11 protein-coding genes are annotated in these 16767 nt (G+C 43.7%); 8 read left to right on the top strand and 3 right to left on the bottom strand.

Translation table 11 applies throughout. The annotated features are described in order from the left end of the window. Positions 1 to 2: 2 nt before the first annotated feature. Positions 3 to 1628 (top strand): RagB/SusD family nutrient uptake outer membrane protein, encoded by a 1626-nt coding sequence (locus CBW18_RS06210; protein ID WP_088301302.1) that lies wholly within the window; start codon positions 3 to 5, stop codon positions 1626 to 1628. A 108-nt stretch (positions 1629 to 1736) separates the two neighbouring features. On the opposite strand, the gene CBW18_RS06205 is transcribed toward CBW18_RS06210, so the two are convergent. Then, positions 1737 to 2441 (bottom strand): hypothetical protein, encoded by a 705-nt coding sequence (locus CBW18_RS06205; protein WP_088300449.1) that lies wholly within the window; start codon positions 2439 to 2441, stop codon positions 1737 to 1739. A 39-nt stretch (positions 2442 to 2480) separates the two neighbouring features. On the opposite strand from CBW18_RS06205, the gene CBW18_RS06200 reads away from it, so the two are divergent. The 5 genes from CBW18_RS06200 to CBW18_RS06180 all read left to right on the top strand — a co-directional run bounded on the left by CBW18_RS06200 (position 2481) and on the right by CBW18_RS06180 (position 11260). Beyond that, entirely contained in the window at positions 2481 to 3017 is a 537-nt protein-coding gene (locus tag CBW18_RS06200; RefSeq protein ID WP_088300448.1) for an RNA polymerase sigma factor, read from the top strand. Between the two features lie 42 nt (positions 3018 to 3059). Further along, complete coding sequence (locus CBW18_RS06195; RefSeq protein ID WP_088300447.1) at positions 3060 to 4190, top strand: FecR family protein; 1131 nt, start codon at positions 3060 to 3062, stop codon at positions 4188 to 4190. Between the two features lie 76 nt (positions 4191 to 4266). Then, on the top strand, positions 4267 to 7575 hold the full coding sequence (locus tag CBW18_RS06190) for a TonB-dependent receptor (protein WP_088300446.1): 3309 nt from the start codon (positions 4267 to 4269) through the stop codon (positions 7573 to 7575). Positions 7576 to 7586: 11 nt separating this feature from the next. Then, positions 7587 to 9266 (top strand): RagB/SusD family nutrient uptake outer membrane protein, encoded by a 1680-nt coding sequence (locus CBW18_RS06185; RefSeq protein WP_088300445.1) that lies wholly within the window; start codon positions 7587 to 7589, stop codon positions 9264 to 9266. A gap of 2 nt (positions 9267 to 9268) precedes the next feature. Then, positions 9269 to 11260, top strand: a complete 1992-nt coding sequence (locus CBW18_RS06180) for an FAD-dependent oxidoreductase (protein WP_088300444.1) — start codon at positions 9269 to 9271, stop codon at positions 11258 to 11260. An 88-nt stretch (positions 11261 to 11348) separates the two neighbouring features. Here CBW18_RS06180 and CBW18_RS06175 read toward each other — a convergent pair whose 3' ends face one another. Continuing rightward, positions 11349 to 12533: a hypothetical protein gene (locus tag CBW18_RS06175; protein ID WP_088300443.1), complete on the bottom strand. Its 1185-nt coding sequence runs from the start codon at positions 12531 to 12533 to the stop codon at positions 11349 to 11351. Between the two features lie 172 nt (positions 12534 to 12705). Continuing rightward, positions 12706 to 13251, bottom strand: coding sequence for an NAD(P)H-dependent oxidoreductase (locus tag CBW18_RS06170; RefSeq protein WP_088300442.1), 546 nt, complete (start codon positions 13249 to 13251; stop codon positions 12706 to 12708). 83 nt (positions 13252 to 13334) lie between these two features. On the opposite strand from CBW18_RS06170, the gene CBW18_RS06165 reads away from it, so the two are divergent. Continuing rightward, the gene (locus CBW18_RS06165) at positions 13335 to 13712 is read left to right on the top strand and encodes a helix-turn-helix domain-containing protein (RefSeq protein WP_088300441.1); all 378 of its coding nucleotides are present in this window, start codon (positions 13335 to 13337) and stop codon (positions 13710 to 13712) included. A gap of 704 nt (positions 13713 to 14416) precedes the next feature. Next, complete coding sequence (locus tag CBW18_RS06160) at positions 14417 to 15976, top strand: hypothetical protein (RefSeq protein ID WP_088300440.1); 1560 nt, start codon at positions 14417 to 14419, stop codon at positions 15974 to 15976. The last annotated feature ends 791 nt before the right edge of the window (positions 15977 to 16767 follow it).

Below are 16767 nucleotides of genomic sequence, written 5' to 3'. Positions count from 1 at the left end.
TCATGAAAAAAAATATCATCATACTCACTTCCTTATCCATATTGTTTTTTGCCTTTTCCTCCTGTAAAAAAGCTTTCCTGGATGAGAAACCATTTTCGGCCTATACACCATTAACGCTTACGGATTCATTGGGCTTTGAGGCATCCTTAATTGGATTATATAACCATACCAGCACCATTTTTTCATGGAGCGATCAGCAGGGTTGGCCGAGTGTGTGGCAAGTCGGAACCGATGTGGCCAATGCCACCAATAACCAGCAGGGCGTAGAAATTCCTTATTACAATTATGAAACGTTAACGCCTACAGATAATGGTGCGGCCCGTACCTGGAACAGAAACTACATTATGGTGAATTTAACCAATATCATTGTAGACGGGATTGAAAACCCTGCCACCAGCACCATCAGTGCGAGAGGCAAAAACCAGATCAGTGCCGAAGCTAAATTTTTCAGGGCTTATGCCTATAATAACCTGGCAACACTATTCGGAGGGGTACCTTTAATTACACATGCTTTATCCGGTCCGAAAATCGATTTTGTCCGCGCACCCATCACCGATGTAAATAATTTCATCGTGTCAGATTTAGTGTTTGCCGCGGCCAATCTTCCTGATATTGAATCTGTAAAAACCAATACCAAAGGTAAAATGTATGGCAGGGCCAATAAATTTATGGCCATGCAGCTTTTAGCAGAGGTTTATTTAAGAATTGGAAAACCAGATTTAGCCGAGCAGCAGGCCCAGGCGATCATCAGCAGTGGCAGGTTTAGCCTGATCAGGAATCGCTACGGTGTTAAAACCAGCCAGCCCGGAGATTATTATGCTGATATGTTTCAGTATGGTAATCAAAGAAGATCGCAGGGCAATACCGAAGCCATCTGGGTATTGGAGCAGGAAAATCCGGCTTCCGTAGTGGGTGGTATTACCGACAGCCCGCAGCAAAGGCGGGTTTGGGGTGCAGCTTATTACAACATTGCCGGCATGACCGTGGCAGATTCCCTGGGTGGCCGTTCCATTGGTCGTTTACGTTTGAGCAACTGGGTTTTGTACCGCCTGTATAAAGGCAATGATATCCGCAATTCACAGTATAACATCCGCCGTAAATACTATTACAATGATCCTAATCCGATTTATGCCGCAAGGTATGGTAAACAGGTGCCTTTTACCGGTCCGGATACTTTAATTAACATTTGCCCGAGCACCACCAAATGGGGCGCATTCGATCCGAATGATACCTTTGGTTATGCCATGGTGAAGGATTTTATTTTAATGCGCCTTGGCGAAACTTATCTGCTGCTGGCTGAAGCACAGGTGGCGCAAGGTAAAACCACAGAAGCCGCTGCCAGCATTAATGTGCTGAGAACAAGGGCAAACGCTGTACAGGTAACGGCAGCGGAGATGACCAAAGATTTTATCCTGGACGAGCGTGCCAGGGAGCTGATCGGAGAAGAAAACAGGAGAATGACGTTGATGAGAACCGGCACACTGGTAGAGCGGGCGCTCCGTCTGAATGCAAATGATGCGGTCAAACCCATTACAGGTTTAACGTCAAAGGCTTTGCTATTGCCTATTCCTTTAAATGAAATTCAACTGAACAAGGATGCGGTGTTAACACAGAATCCTGGTTATTAACATACATTGGTTAGTTTATGGGTCGTCTCCGGATGGCCCGTAACTAACCTTCTTTAAAAATAGCAGGTCGCGAGGAGCGACAGTCCTTTTCCCTGGCTGTTCTTCTTTTTATTGCTTTTCAAATTCCACCCAGTCTTTCCGGATATAAAGCGAAGTCTCTACTTTTTCTGCCTGGATCAGGTTGGCTTTGATAAAATTACCGGCATCACCGATATATTTGATGGTGGTTTGTGGCATATCCGATGTGGCATAATAAGCACCATAGGGGCATTGGTATGGGTTTTTCTCCACATCCGTGGTAAACACAGAAAAAAATATAAGTTTCCTGGAATTGGTATCGGGTTGTTCATACCCGAAGATCCGGTAATCAGCCCTGATGTTTCCATATACCCGCAACAGGCTGTCGCGAAGGCTAACAGTTGCCTTCTGAAAAGCCGCTTCAGTCATCCTGGTGGTTTCCATATTTCTGATGGTATCCGGTTGAGGCATTGCTTTCGGCACTTCAACTGCTTTTTCCGCTGGCCTGATGCGATCCGGAATGCTGCTTTCCGCGGGCGTTTTGGTTGCTGTTTTTTGGGTTGAGGTATCGTGGCAGGCGAGGGCGCACATCAGCGGGATGATCAGTAAATAACTTTTAAAAACCGGTAAGGTATCTGGTATGCGGATTTTAATCATATCGGGTTTTTGCTTACAGTACATGCGCAGGTATTGCTTGCCGCTAAAATATAAAAATATGGCGTATAACCGGCAGCCATTGCTTTTGCTCACCTGAAAGGCGATGGATAAACTTAATGCTGTAGTTGTAATTTTCATGATCAAAGTATATATTTAGCCCTGCTTTAATCTGTATTAATGGAGATTCCTGACCAAATTTTATTAAAAGACCTCCAAAATGGCAATCAATCGGCTTATGAACTGGTGTTCAAAAAATATTATAAGGCGCTGGCTTTAAAAGCATACCTCATGCTCGAGAATGAAATGGAGGCGGAAGATCTGGTGCAGAACCTTTTCATCTCCATGTGGGAAAAATCACAGTTTCTTTCTGTCAATACGGCGCTGAAGGCTTATCTGTTTAAGGCGGTGCATAACCAATGCCTCATGTGTATCAGAAAAAGAAAAACGGATCAGCAGCGGCTGCATGATTACAGCCATACCCTCGATCTGGCTGCAGCCGAAGAAGTTTCAGCAGATGACGGGCACGAACAACTGATTCAGCATGCTTTGGAAAATCTGCCTGCACAACGCCAGAAAGCTTTTCAACTGGTGTATCTGGAAGATAAGAAATATAAAGAAGCCGCCAATGAAATGGGCTTATCGGTCAACTCTGTGAAAACACACCTGAAACTCGCCGTTAAAATGTTGCAGGAAAAATTGATTTCATTCAGATAAACATTCACCTAATTTACACATTAATGCATCTATCAATTAGCGATGGAATATAAAGAGGAATATATTAAAGGGCTTCTGTTTGAAAAAATGGCGGGAACGATCAGTGATGGCGATGATACAATTGCAGAAAAAGCAATCGCTGATATTCCTGAAATTAAAGCATACTGGCTGAAGCTGAAAGCGAAAATGGAGGAGCCTGATGCCGCAACATTTTTATCATTATTGGATGAAAAAGCAGCGTGGCAAAAGCTAAGTCCAAAACTGGAGGATCAAAAAACAAAACCACTTTTTTACCGGAATTTAAAATACATTGCTGTTGCTGCCACACTCTTGATCGGTATGCCGCTGGTATGGCGTTTTTATGCAGATAAAGGCAGTAGTCATGGTCCTTCGCCATCAGCTATCCAAACCAATCAGGTATACCTCAAAACCAGTGATGGCCGAGCTATTGAACTCAACACTGACCGTCACATTAACCAGGATGGTTTAAGCGGACAAGCCAAAGAAAATGAACTGACTTATCAGGCCGATCAGGCAAATGATACGGATCAGGCCACCTTATATGTGCCAGCTACCAAAGAGTATAAGATCAGATTACCCGATGGTACACAAGTGTGGCTGAATTCGGCTTCTACTTTGAAATTTCCCTATAACTTTAATCAGCAGATCAGGGAAGTTTATTTAACCGGTGAGGCTTATTTTGAAGTGGCACATGAACAAAAACGGAAATTTGTGGTGCACACGGCTTTTGCCGATGTTCAGGTTCATGGTACTTCCTTTAACGTCAATGCTTATGATCAGCGAAGCTTTTCTACTGCACTGGTGGCAGGATCAGTATCGGCGGTAAAAGACAGGAAGGTCATTGATTTAAAACCCGGTGAACAGGTGAATGCCACCCCGGATGGCTTAACCAAACAACCTTTTGATGCCCAGGAACTGTTATCCTGGCGCAAGGGCCTTTATAATTTCCACAACCGCTCCTTAGGCGACATTGCTCAGGTGCTTGGGCGTTGGTTTGATGTGAAGGTGGTTTTCCTGCAGCCTGATCTGGCCGGACAAACCTTTACGGGCGAGATCAATAAAAGCTTGCCGCTGGAGGTGGTCATCTCCAACCTGGAGCTCAGTTCGGGCATTCAGGCCACCCTTAAAAATGGTGTGCTGACTTTTAAATAAATTTTTTGTCCCGCCCTTCACCCGTTTCAGTTAAAGTTGCATCTTATGCAAAACCACTTATAAACTTTTAACTGTTATGAAAAAAAATCTTACCCGAAGGGGTCGGCTTTGCCTGCCAATTATTTTGATGCTGCTTTTTACCCTGGCCACGGGCGCACAATCGCAGGCCATCGGGAAAATCAGCATTGAAGGCAAAAACATCACCTTTGCCTCAGTATTTAAAAGCATAAAAGCACAAACCGGGCTGACGGTTTTCTACAGCAATAAAATTCTTGACGATGCAGAGAAAATCACCATCAGCTTTAAGCAGGCCGAATTAAATGAGGTTCTGCATGTCAGCCTGAAGGGAAAGGGGCTCGACTGGACAATTAAAGAACAGTATATTATTCTGCAAAAGACCACTCCAAAGCCAGGCCCTGAACCGCGCAAACCGGCAGCCTTGAGCAGCCCCAAAGTGGAAGATAAAACTGGTGTGATCACAGATGAAAACGGATCACCTATTCCAGGTGCAGGCATTAAGATCAAGGGAAGTAGCAGCGGCGGAACGGTTAGTGATCAGAATGGCCGCTATAAGATCAATGCCAATGCCGGCGATATCCTGATTTTTTCCTATGTGGGCTATACCCCACAGGAAATACCGGTAGGAACGAATAACCAGATCAACGTGAAATTACTTCCCCTGAATGAGAATTTAAATGAGGTGGTTGTGGTAGGTTATGGTGTTCAAAAGAAAGTGAATTTAACGGGGGCCGTTTCGCAGGTTTCAGGTAAAGACTTGGCTGCGCGACCTGTCGGACAAACTTCAGCAGCACTGCAAGGTATGGCACCAGGGGTTACGGTAAGGCAAAGTTCGGGCCGGCCGGGTGGCGATGCCGGTACCATCAGGATCAGGGGGATCGGAACACTCAGCGATCCTAACCCGCTGGTGATGATTGACGGGATTGAGGGCAGTATGAATAATATTGATCCAAACCTGATCGAATCCATCTCCATTTTAAAAGATGCTGCGTCGGCCTCTATTTATGGTTCAAGGGCAGCAAATGGTGTGATCCTCGTGACCACAAAAAGAGCCGCTGCTGATCAGGTCAGCATTTCCTATAATAATTACATCGGCTGGCAGGAGCCGACCAATATGCCCGATCTGGTGGATGCGCTTGACCATATGCTCTTAACCAATGAGGCCTACGTCAATACCGGGCGTACACCCTTATATTCGGATGCACTGATCCAGAAATACCGGGAGCAGAATGGCGCCAGTTCTGATCTTTACCCGAATACCGACTGGCAGAAGGAAACCTTAACCGGTTCAGGTTTGCAGCAAAGTCATTTTTTAACCATACAGGGCGGCACCCAAAAGGTAAAGCTGCTGGGTTCATTCGGGTTGCTCGACCAGAAAGGCATCATCGAAAATTCAGGCTTCAAAAGATATACCATCAGGAGCAATGCGGATATTGCTTTTTCAGATAAGTTGAAGGCCAGGATAGATCTTCAGTACGTCAATGCCATCACCACTGATCCTTCTGCAACTTCTGATGCCATTTTCCAGTGGATGAACAGCATTCCAGCCAATCAGATCGGGGTGAACCAAAGTGGCCAGTGGGGGGTGGGATGGAATGGATTCAATCCCATTTCAGCCGGTAAAGAAGGGGGAGCTAACCGTACCAATGCACCTTTTGGCAGCATTAACGCAGCATTGAATTATAAACCTGTGGAATGGCTGGAGATGGAAGCCGTTTATTCACCCAAATATGCCTTATCTTCATCTAAAAATTTCCGGAAAGCCATTCAGTCTTACCTGCCCAATGGGGCCACCAGCTATTTAACGCCTGCACTCAGTTCATTAACGCAATATAACAGTCAGTCTTTTTTTAACAATATGCGTGCAACGGTAACGGCTTCCAAGACTTTTGGAGACCATAACCTTAAATTACTGGCCGGTGCATCAAGGGAAGACTATTTTAATCAATGGACCAATGCCTACCGCGATACCTATATTTTACCAGATTACCCGGTATTAAATGCGGGCTCTGCCCAAAACCAGCAGGCTACCGGCAGTGAAGAAGAATGGGCCCTGCAATCGCTGTTCAGCAGGTTTAACTATGTATACAAGGATAAATACCTCCTGGAAATCAATGCCCGTTATGATGGTTCCTCCCGTTTCTCTGCCGGTCATAAATATGGGTTTTTCCCTTCTGCTTCTGCAGGCTGGCGCATATCGGAAGAAAATTTCATGGCCGGTTTAAAAAATGTAATCAGTGAGGCTAAACTCCGTGTATCATGGGGTAAACTGGGTAACCAGAACATCGGTACCTATCCCTCCATTACCACCATTTTACTGGAATCTTATACACTTGGAAAGCAGATTGTGAATACGGCGGCCTTAAATACCCTGGCCAACAAGCTCATTTCATGGGAAAGTACCGAAGAAAAAAATATTGGTTTGGACCTGACCCTTTTTAAGAACCTGAACATCACGGCCGACTATTACCGGAGAAGAACGAGCGACATCCTGTTACCGCTGGATATCCCCTTAATTGTGGGCTTTGAAAAGCCTTACCAGAATGCAGGGGTGGTGGATAATATCGGCTGGGAGCTGGGACTTGCTTACCGGGGAAAGCTGAACGAATTTAATTACAATGTGAGTGTCAATATCTCCGATGTGAAAAATAAGATTATCGACATGCGGGGAATTAATCAGACTGGTTTAACCGTTAACCGGGAAGGTTATCCCATTGCTTCCCTGTTTGGTTACCAGGCAGATGGATTGTTTGCTTCTGATGCCGAGGTGGCTGCTCATGCCAAGCAATTCGGATCAGTTAAGGCAGGTGATATCCGATATGTTGATCAAAACGGAGACAATATCATTAACGAATCAGATAAGATTGTGATGGGCAGCACCATTCCACGCTACACCTTTGCAACCAATCTGGGCGGTTCATACAAAGGCTTTGATTTTTCAGTGGTGATCCAGGGCGTGGGCAAGGCCAATGGTTACCTGGCGGGGCCTGGTATCTTGCCTTTTAATGTGGGCGGAGCCATCGGTGGAACCATCCGCGAGGACAATAAAGACCGCTGGACACCCGGCAATCCAAATGCCGCATACCCAAGGCTGGCCTTTGGTGAAACCAATAACGAACAGGTGTCTACCTATTTCCTGAAAGATGCATCATATGTGCGGGTAAAGAATGTTCAGATCGGTTATACCCTTCCGGTGAGCATCGCGCAGAAGGTGGCCTTGAAAAGGATCAGGGTCTTTGCCAATGGATCAAACCTGGGCTCTTTCGATCGCTTTTGGCAGGGATATGACGTAGAGGCCCCTGTGGGTGCCGGAAATATCTATCCGCAGGTAAAGGTTTACAGTTTTGGTTTAGAAGCATCTTTTTAATTTTAACACACATGAAAAATAAAATATACTGTTCGATCATTGTTTTTTTACTGCTCGGATTATCATCCTGCCAGAAAAATTATCTGGATAAAACACCGTTGAGTGGCCCCTCTGATGAAACCTATTTCAGCAATCAGGACGAACTCGTACTGGCGGTGAATGGTTTATATCGTTATGCCAATTACGCTCCGCTGGATAACATGCCGTTGAACCTGCTCCTGGATAATGGTACGGATATCGGTTGGGACCGTAACAATAGCCCATTGCAAAGCCTGGGCAAAGGAAACCAGGACAGCAATAACGGTCTGGCGATCAGCGTATGGACAGAAGCCTACAAGGTCATTGCAAAATGCAATTTCATCCTCGATAATATTGACAAGGTTAAGGACAAATCCACGGTGGCCATCTACAACCGCTCAAAGGCTGAAGCACGTTTTATAAGGGCTTATACCTACCAGTACCTGACCGATTATTTCGGCAGTGTGCCCCTGATCACCAATGTGCTCACACTCGAAACTGCCCAGGTAGCCAAAACAGAAAAGGCAGCTATTGTGGAATTTATATTAAAAGAGTTTACAGAAGCCGCTGCAGATTTGCCACTTAACTATTCAGGTGCTGATGCAGGGCGGGCGACAAGGGGTACGGCCCTGGCTTTTAAAGCCAGAACGGCATTAAACAATGCCAGGTGGGCAGAAGCTGCAGAAGCGGCAAAGGCCGTCATGGATTTGAAAATATATAGCCTGCACAATAACTACGGCACACTGTTTTCTTATGCCGGGCAAAGCTCTCCTGAAATCATCTGGGCTTTCCAGTACCTCAAGGCATCCAGAACGAAAACACATTCCACCCCAAATGCGCTGCTTTCCAGAAACGGACTGGGTTTTACCAATAAAGTGCCCTCGCAATCGCTGGTTGATGTGTATCCCTGCACCGATGGTCTTAACATCGACCAGTCGCCCCTGTTTGATCCGAAAGCACCATACAAGAACAGAGATCCGAGGCTTACCTTTACCATTGCGGTGCCGGGTTCTGTTTTTTACAACTACCAATTTGAAACCCATCGCGATAGCGTAAAATGCTGGAATTACAATACTACTCCGGCCACGCGCGTGGATAACCAGGATGCGCTAAATGCCTTTGCTACCTTTACCGGCTATTGCTGGAAAAAATATGTCGACCTGGATGATAAGGCCGACCGCAGTAATTCAGAGATCAATGTGATCCAGATCCGGTATGCCGAAGTACTGTTAATTTATGCCGAAGCCAAAAATGAGCTTGGCCAGCTTGACCAGTCGGCCTATGATGCCATTAACCTGGTAAGGGCCAGACCCAGTGTGAACATGCCCCTTATCCCGGCCGGACAAAGCACGGCATCATTCAGAAGCCTGGTGCGTAAGGAACGTTTGTATGAACTGGCGATGGAAGGGCTCAGGTTGTCTGACCTGAGAAGATGGCGCATTGCCGATAAAGCCATGACCGGTAATTTTTATGGACGGGTACAAAGAGGGCTGCTGGCCGGTCCGCCACAGATCGATGAAAACGGCCTCGCCAGTTATAATAACGTGGCCAACCGGGCAGATATGCGGGTGATTGAAACCCGGGTGTTTGATACCGGCAGAGATTACCTTTGGCCGATTCCAAACATTGAAACCGTCACCAACCCCAAACTGATTCAAAACCCTAAATATTAAAGATGAGCAATAAAATCAAATTGACCGTTTTAGGTCTGCTGATCACTTTGAACAGCCTGAAGGCGCAGCAGACATCAAATAAAAGTTATGATGTTTGTATTTACGGTGCTACCTCAGCAGGGGTAGTGGCCGCCTATACCGCCGCTAAATACGGAAAATCGGTATTGCTCATTGAACCCGGAAAACACGTGGGTGGAATGAGTTCCGGCGGACTGGGCTTAACTGATATCGGGAATAAATACGCCATTAGTGGAATCGCGCTTGATTTCTACAGGCGGGTAGGGCAGCATTATGGTCAATTTGAGCAATGGATTTTTGAACCTCATGTGGCTGAAGATATCTTCCATACTTACCTTGAAAAGGCAAAGGTGCCCGTATTGTACCAGCACCGGATAACCGCAGTGAAAAAACAGGGTAATGTGATTACTGAAATCCTGCTCGAATCAACTGGTCCCCGTTCGGTTGGCCGCGTGAAAGCGAAAATGTTTATTGATTGTTCTTATGAAGGCGATGTAATGGCGAGGGCAGGTGTTTCCTACGTGGTGGGAAGGGAAGCCAATACCGCCTACGGTGAAACCTTTAACGGCGTTCAGCTCACCAATGGTCACCAGCTTCCTGATGGGATTGATCCTTACAAAGTTAAAGGCGATGCGAAAAGCGGTTTGCTCTGGGGTATCACCAAGGGTCAGTTGGCCGAAAAGGGAAGTGGCGATAATAAGGTACAAGCCTACAATTTTAGGATTTGCCTCAGTAACGACCCCAAAAACCGGATCCCGATCACCAAACCGGCCCATTATCAGCCCGAGCGCTACGAACTGCTGATCCGCCAGATGGAAAAAAGAACCTGGAAATCATTACAGGATGTGTTTATCTGGAGCAGGATGCCCAACCAAAAAACGGATATCAATAACCGCAACGGATTTTCGACGGATATGATCGGCATGAACTGGGATTATCCGGATGCAGATTACCGGAAGCGGCAGGAAATATGGTCTGCCCACACCGATTATACCAAGGGTTTACTTTACTTTGTGGGCCATGATCCGCGCATTCCGGAACACATCCGGGCGGAGATGAACGAGTGGGGATATCCCAAGGATGAGTATATGGATAATGAAAACTGGACACATCAGCTTTACGTGCGCGAAGCCAGGCGAATGAAAGGTGCGCTGGTGATGACCCAGCACCATTGTGAAGGCCGGGAAATGGTACAGGACGGCATCGGCATGGCGGCGTACACCATGGATTCTCATAACTGCGAGCGGCTGGTGGTAAATGGCATGGTTAAAAATGAAGGCAATGTAGAAGAAGGTGGTTTTGGCCCTTATCCCATTGCTTACCGGGCTATTACGCCTAAAGAAACGGAGGCAGCTAACCTGTTGGTGCCGGTTTGTCTTTCTGCCACCCATATTGCCTATGGTTCCATTCGCATGGAGCCGGTATTTATGGTATTGGGACAATCTGCTGCCCTTGCCGCAGTAAAGGCAATTGACGGAAAATCAGCGGTTCAGGAGGTTGATGTGGCCGCTCTTCAGCGCCAGCTGAAGGAAAATCCGCTGGCTGATGGCAGTGCACCGGATGTATTGATCGACAACAGTGATTCTTTCAGGGTAAAAGTATCCGGGAAGTGGTCAGTACAAAAAAGGGGTGGTTACGGCCCGGATTATTTCCTGTCTGACGGCCATACCGACAGCAGCAGCTTCATTCGCTATTATCCCGATCCGAATATTAAAGGCCGTTACGAAATCTACACCTATTATGCCAAGCTTCCGGAACGAAAGGCGGTCACCGCTGTAAAAGTATTTGATGGAAAAAGGCTTCAGGAAGTGGTCATAAAGGATGAGGAAGTGAAGGTAGTGGGGCAGACCTCCGGCGAATGGGTAAAGCTGGGCGACTACATTTTTTCCGGAAATGGAAAACCCTACGTGGAAATTACCGGTAACGGGGAAAAAGTGGCGGCAGATGCGGTGTTGCTTGTTGCGGCTTCCAAATAAAGCCTGATTACATATGAATAACAGGAGCCATACGATCGCGGCTCCTGTTATTGACTATCTGAAGCATAGTTTCCGGATCAGGTTGCCACTAACGATGAACATTTGGGGTCATGGATGGGGTGGCGGGTGGAATCAGCATCATATCATAGTGTTCCATATAAGATCGCATCGCTTCAGAAAGCTTCAGCTTTCCCTGCTTTGCATCATTTCTTAACCGGTTTAAATCGATCAGGCTCCAGCTAGCTGCAGTGGTATATTTGAGCAGTTCTGCATCTGCTTCTTCCAGTAAATCCACCAGTTTACCTTGGGCATCAATGCGGTACCGCGCAAATGAAATCACAGAAAAAACTTTCTTTTTATTCTTTTTGGCTAATTCATCAATCAGCTGTCCCACTTCCTCAAATCCGCTGGAACTGGTTCCACGCGCCAGGTGCACAGCCCCCATTTTAACAAATACTTTTGGATTTTTATTCGTCTCCAGTGCCCGGTTATAGTGCAGCATGAAATTATCTCTCATATTTTTAACCCTGGCATACCAGTTCTTCCGGCTTTGCGCATCGTATATGTACCACGAGCGCAGTTGCTGACTAATGATGTACCTGGCTTGGGGTGTGGTGGCTACCCGCTTAAAAAAAGCTTGTACAGTTGCGGCATGCAGCAGATTCCCGGGAAGATTGTATGTCTGATCCTTTCTATCCTTTGCATATTCTGCAATCACGATGTGTCGGGCAGCTTGATACGAGCGATCCAGTTCGCTGCTTTTTTTTGATAAGCTGTAGAGCTCATCCAGGATAAAGAGTGCTGCATTATAATTTTCAAAATCCAGGCCCCAGAGCCTGAATCCGTTTCTAAAGGCCTGGTTGCTGAATTGTTCTTCTTCCTTCCCTTCAAAAAAGCCAAAAGGTGATCCTTTGACATCAGAATCATATCTGGTATTAAAATCGGTGATGGTTTGTTTGTTTTGATACATCGCCCTTATTTTTTCTGCGGAAAACGGCCCGATTTCGAGCGCAAGGTTTTGATATCCGCTGCTTTTAAGAAAGGGGATGATGGCCGTTGTAAAATCCTGTAATGCTTTCATGTTATGTTCTTCTCCAATGAGGAAGAACTGGGCTTGTTGAATATACTTCTTAAGCGTATCTGATCCGTTGCCGGTGAATAGGCTCTCTTTAACCTGGAAATGATAAGTAGCTGCTTGAATGGGATCGTCCTGCCCGAAAGCCGTATTAAAAAAACATAAAAATATAAAAATCAACAATGAAGATCTCTCCATAATACAACCTGAAATGAATACAGTTTAAGATAGGACAACTTATTGTATTTATCGTTGCACCATAATAAAAAATGTCTCCGCATTCTTTTTAAGAAAAAGTCTGTTTGGCCAGGTTAATTGCACAACGCCTACCGGAATCTTCTTTATTCCTTAAAATAATAACTTTTGTCTATTAACCCAATTCAGTCAATTTAGCCACCAACTTACTGGCATGTGCTTCAGCTTTTCCTCTTACCTCATCCGCTGTGTAACCAGCGGCTAAAGATGTTCCATGGAAATAAATGGGATTGATATAGTTCATCTGTGCATAGTAAGCTGTCTGTTCCAGGTTTTTGCAAAATTCATAAACCCTAAAATGATGGTCGCCCAGTGTATGGTATTCATTTTCAGGTGCGCCAACGGTAAAGCTGGGCAGGAAGTTTTTGTTTTTGAGTTTGTCGCCCTTGGAGCCGTAGGCAAACTGATAGTCGAAAACCACATCAAACCATTGTTTTAAAATAGCCGGCATGTTATACCAATAAATGGGATATTGGAAAACGATAGTCTGGTGTCGCAATAATGCCTCTTGTTCTGCTATTGCATCTATATTGTAATCTGGATACAAATCATGTATATTCCTGATTTCCAATTCCAGGTTACTGTTCTTCAATACCGCTATAATTGCGCTATTGGCAAAAGATTTTTCGAAATTAGGGTGTGCTAAAATGATTAATGCCATACTATCATAATTATAGTTGCAAAACTATCTGTAGTAGATTAGATTTGCAATAACTATCCAAAACGATAGGTTAAAAATAATCCATGAAAACAGAATGTATTGCTGATGCGATTAAATTAGAAGGAAAAATTTATCCCTGTACGGTAAGCCTGGCGATGGATTTAATAGGGGGTAAATGGAAAGCCGTTATTCTGTATCACCTGAAAGATGGCGAAAAACGTTATCATGAACTTCGGAAAGCGGTACCCTACATTACTGAAATGACTTTAAGTTTGCAGTTAAAACAGCTGGAGAAAGATGGCCTGGTCGGCAGACAAGTATATGGCGAAAAGCCGCCCGTTAAAGTGATTTACAGCCTGACCGGTTTTGGAAAAACATTCCTGCCGGTATTAGACACCATTACGACATGGGGAAATCAGATTGCATCCGAAAAAGGGGAATTTGTGACATCTGCCAGATAGCTTTCAGCCATCTGCATCACCTTAAGTTTTAACTGTTTTCATCTCCATGGCCTAAGCAGGGGGAGATTGAAGATTTTCGTTCCAATGAACTTAGGCTGGTTTGACTATACCGGCTACCGGTTCAAGAAGCATTCACGCGGGATTCCTTTTCAAATGACTTTATTTCTGCTATACTTAAAATCTGTTGTTCACCATATGATGGCAGGGTGAAGGTAAAAGACAGATCTTTTAATACCCCAGAGGCACCGGGCAATGTCGGGAATTGTCCTGATTTGTCTGGTTGAATGGCCCTTGTTCGACAGTTGTTCGAGGTTTGTTCGGCTCATGGTGCTTTAAAGGCCATTTTCCCGAAGGAAAGTCGAAGCAATATCGAAGAAAAGCATCGTTCATGCTAATACTTCAGAAAATTAGGCTAATGTTATTGCTTCTAGGTAGCATCAGTTTAATTCGAAAATATTTTTTTAATATATCTCTTTTATTGGATAAATTTGTATATTTAAAATAGTATAAATTATCTATAAAATAATACATAAAAATTATTAAAATCCATTAAAAAACCGTTTTAATCAATCTATACAAATTAACAACTCATCATGAAAAATCAATTATTACCAATTTTTATAGTCTGCATTTTCCTTGTTTCGTGTAAGGATAGTTTGCTGACAGAGTCGAATTTATTGTCACGTAAAACCAGTGCATCTAGTATGTCTAATAGGCTCCTAAGTCCAAAAGCATTAAATGGAAGAGCTTATTTTGAAACTAAAACTTTGCTTCAGGAGACTTTCGATGACCTCAAGGATGCCAAAGATCAGACAGTGGCTGATTATATCGATGCCCTAGGCATCACTTCATTGAGACCAATAGTGACTGAAAAAAACGAGCAGAATATTTACAATAAGACTAAAGATCGTATCGCTCAATTAAGAAAAAATGCCAGATATATGAATTCTTTCAGGGCTAAGGCGTCAATAGACAATATAGAGGTTATGGTTGATCAGATTAACGGTTTGGAAGAAATCATGGGGGACGATACATTTTCTGCCCTGCTCAACAGCAATGGAGAAATTCAGGTCGGTGATGATATTTATAAATATACAGATGTCGGTATTTTTATCGTGAAAGATAAAAATTACGAAGCCTTAAACAGATACCTTGAAAAAAACAGGATAGCAGATAACCTGTTATACCTTACTGATGATGGACTGAGAACCAGTTATGTTTCCTCTAGATATCTACCTATGATTTATGTAGTGTCAGTAGATGATGGAATTAGTTATTACCCTGTGACTTTACCCTCTGCGGGCGGGGGATACTCCGGCGGATCATCAACAAATTCTCCTCCAGTTACTGACCCGAATATACAAATGGCTAATTTCATTAATTCCCTACCGTCTTGCAGTACCTATACTACATTTCTTCAAAGCCTGTTCGGAGATTCAGATATGTGTGTTGATCAATACGAAAGTAAGAGAAGGGTGAAGTCAAAGGCTTATAATTATAATTACTACCTGGCCTATAACCTTGGGGTAAAGGTGAAGCATCAGTATAAGGGATGGACTGGCTTTTGGAGAAAAGAAGATGTCGATGAAATCAGATTAGGGGTCATTGCAGGCACATTCTATTATGATTATTCTTCCTACTTTAACCCAGCACCTTCACAGAATAGAATTACGACCATCTATAATAATAATAACAGAACGATTTTCGATGCTAACACCTTCTGGACGCCTAGCTATTATCCTGGTGTTTATTCCATGTCAGGTTTTAGTACACAAGGTTATCCAACCATTTTCAAGGATGACATTTACATCGAAGATATACTTCCCTTTAATTATCCTGTAACCAATAATGTGGCAGATTATGGCCTTTATGGCGCATTACAGGCCGGAAATGGGCAATTAAAACATGAAAACCTCAATAAGTTGTTCTGGAATGAAACCATAAAGCGTGTAGGCAACTTTTGGCAATCCCTGGGCAAATCAAAACCTGATAATAATATTACGTACTCTTATAATGCTGCGCCGTTGGGCAAATTAATGGTTGCTAAAACTTTTTATAATCATCAATATGGTACATCTGATGTTCATAAGACCTTTGACTGGGGCTTTCAGATCGGATTTACTATTAATTCTAATGGTGGTATCAATCCCAGTGCTTCGCCAGGTGCACTAAAAAAGCCTCAGGAATTTAAGACCCTGATGTATGGTATTGTTAAACGTAATGGTCAGTGGCATGGAAGTAAGATTGCAACAGCGAACTATTAATAAAATATTAAAGTTTTTGTCGACCATTTATAGCCCAAGTAGGGTTTCGCACTGAAGTTCAGTTTGGCTGGACCAACGCCATTTTCAAATAAAGGTATGGGTTAGTGAATAAAAGTTGATGAAAAGGATTTTGAACGACTCATTTTGAATAAAATGAGTCGTTTATTATATCAAAAATTAGTATCGAGCTTTTTGTCCATTTCTTTCTGTACCAAATTAAATGTAGGCAGCATTTATCAATAAGGGTTTAAGACCCGCATTCGTTGGCATTTACCATTCTGGCGGACATTTGTTAAAGACTGAATTGGCATACTTTGAGATTGAAAGTCGGCATATGTTTTGTATCGTGAGGTTGCCATAGGTATATTGCGGCACTTCCATTTTGATCTTGTATTTTCCGTCTTTAACGACAATAGAAAGCAAAGCATTGAAGTAATATTGATCAGTACTTGGGTTTCAACCGAAGGCACTTAAAGCAGTTATATCACTGATATCGTAGAAATTGTTTATACTGCATATTCCTGCTTCTGGATCATAATTAGATGTACACATTGATATTATAGCATATTCTAAAAGAGTTAAATTTAGTTTATTCTGAAAATAGATGTGTCTTACAAATCTATTTTAGATCGTCCTAATCATTAAAATTTCCAAAAGCTTATATAAACCTATAAACAGATAGTAAGCCTTCCATTATTGAGAATCATAATCTGTTAGAAAGCATATATTTATGCTAAATTAATGAATAAATACATCACCTTTTTTGGAACTGTACGCATAGCCATTGTTGT

Origin of the sequence: Pedobacter sp. AJM (assembly GCF_002197755.1) — a bacterium.
Taxonomy (GTDB): domain Bacteria; phylum Bacteroidota; class Bacteroidia; order Sphingobacteriales; family Sphingobacteriaceae; genus Pedobacter.
The sequence above is the reverse complement of the archived record's forward strand: the minus strand, read 5'-3'. Positions and strand labels throughout refer to the sequence as shown.

Excerpts from the sequence above, each read along its gene's own strand:
- CBW18_RS06210 (WP_088301302.1), top strand. The coding sequence starts at position 3 with ATGAAAAAAAATATCATCATACTCACTTCCTTATCCATATTGTTTTTT.
- CBW18_RS06205 (WP_088300449.1), bottom strand. The coding sequence starts at position 2,441 with ATGAAAATTACAACTACAGCATTAAGTTTATCCATCGCCTTTCAGGTG.
- CBW18_RS06200 (WP_088300448.1), top strand. The coding sequence starts at position 2,481 with ATGGAGATTCCTGACCAAATTTTATTAAAAGACCTCCAAAATGGCAAT.
- CBW18_RS06195 (WP_088300447.1), top strand. The coding sequence starts at position 3,060 with ATGGAATATAAAGAGGAATATATTAAAGGGCTTCTGTTTGAAAAAATG.
- CBW18_RS06190 (WP_088300446.1), top strand. The coding sequence starts at position 4,267 with ATGAAAAAAAATCTTACCCGAAGGGGTCGGCTTTGCCTGCCAATTATT.
- CBW18_RS06185 (WP_088300445.1), top strand. The coding sequence starts at position 7,587 with ATGAAAAATAAAATATACTGTTCGATCATTGTTTTTTTACTGCTCGGA.
- CBW18_RS06180 (WP_088300444.1), top strand. The coding sequence starts at position 9,269 with ATGAGCAATAAAATCAAATTGACCGTTTTAGGTCTGCTGATCACTTTG.
- CBW18_RS06175 (WP_088300443.1), bottom strand. The coding sequence starts at position 12,533 with ATGGAGAGATCTTCATTGTTGATTTTTATATTTTTATGTTTTTTTAAT.
- CBW18_RS06170 (WP_088300442.1), bottom strand. The coding sequence starts at position 13,251 with ATGGCATTAATCATTTTAGCACACCCTAATTTCGAAAAATCTTTTGCC.
- CBW18_RS06165 (WP_088300441.1), top strand. The coding sequence starts at position 13,335 with ATGAAAACAGAATGTATTGCTGATGCGATTAAATTAGAAGGAAAAATT.
- CBW18_RS06160 (WP_088300440.1), top strand. The coding sequence starts at position 14,417 with ATGTCTAATAGGCTCCTAAGTCCAAAAGCATTAAATGGAAGAGCTTAT.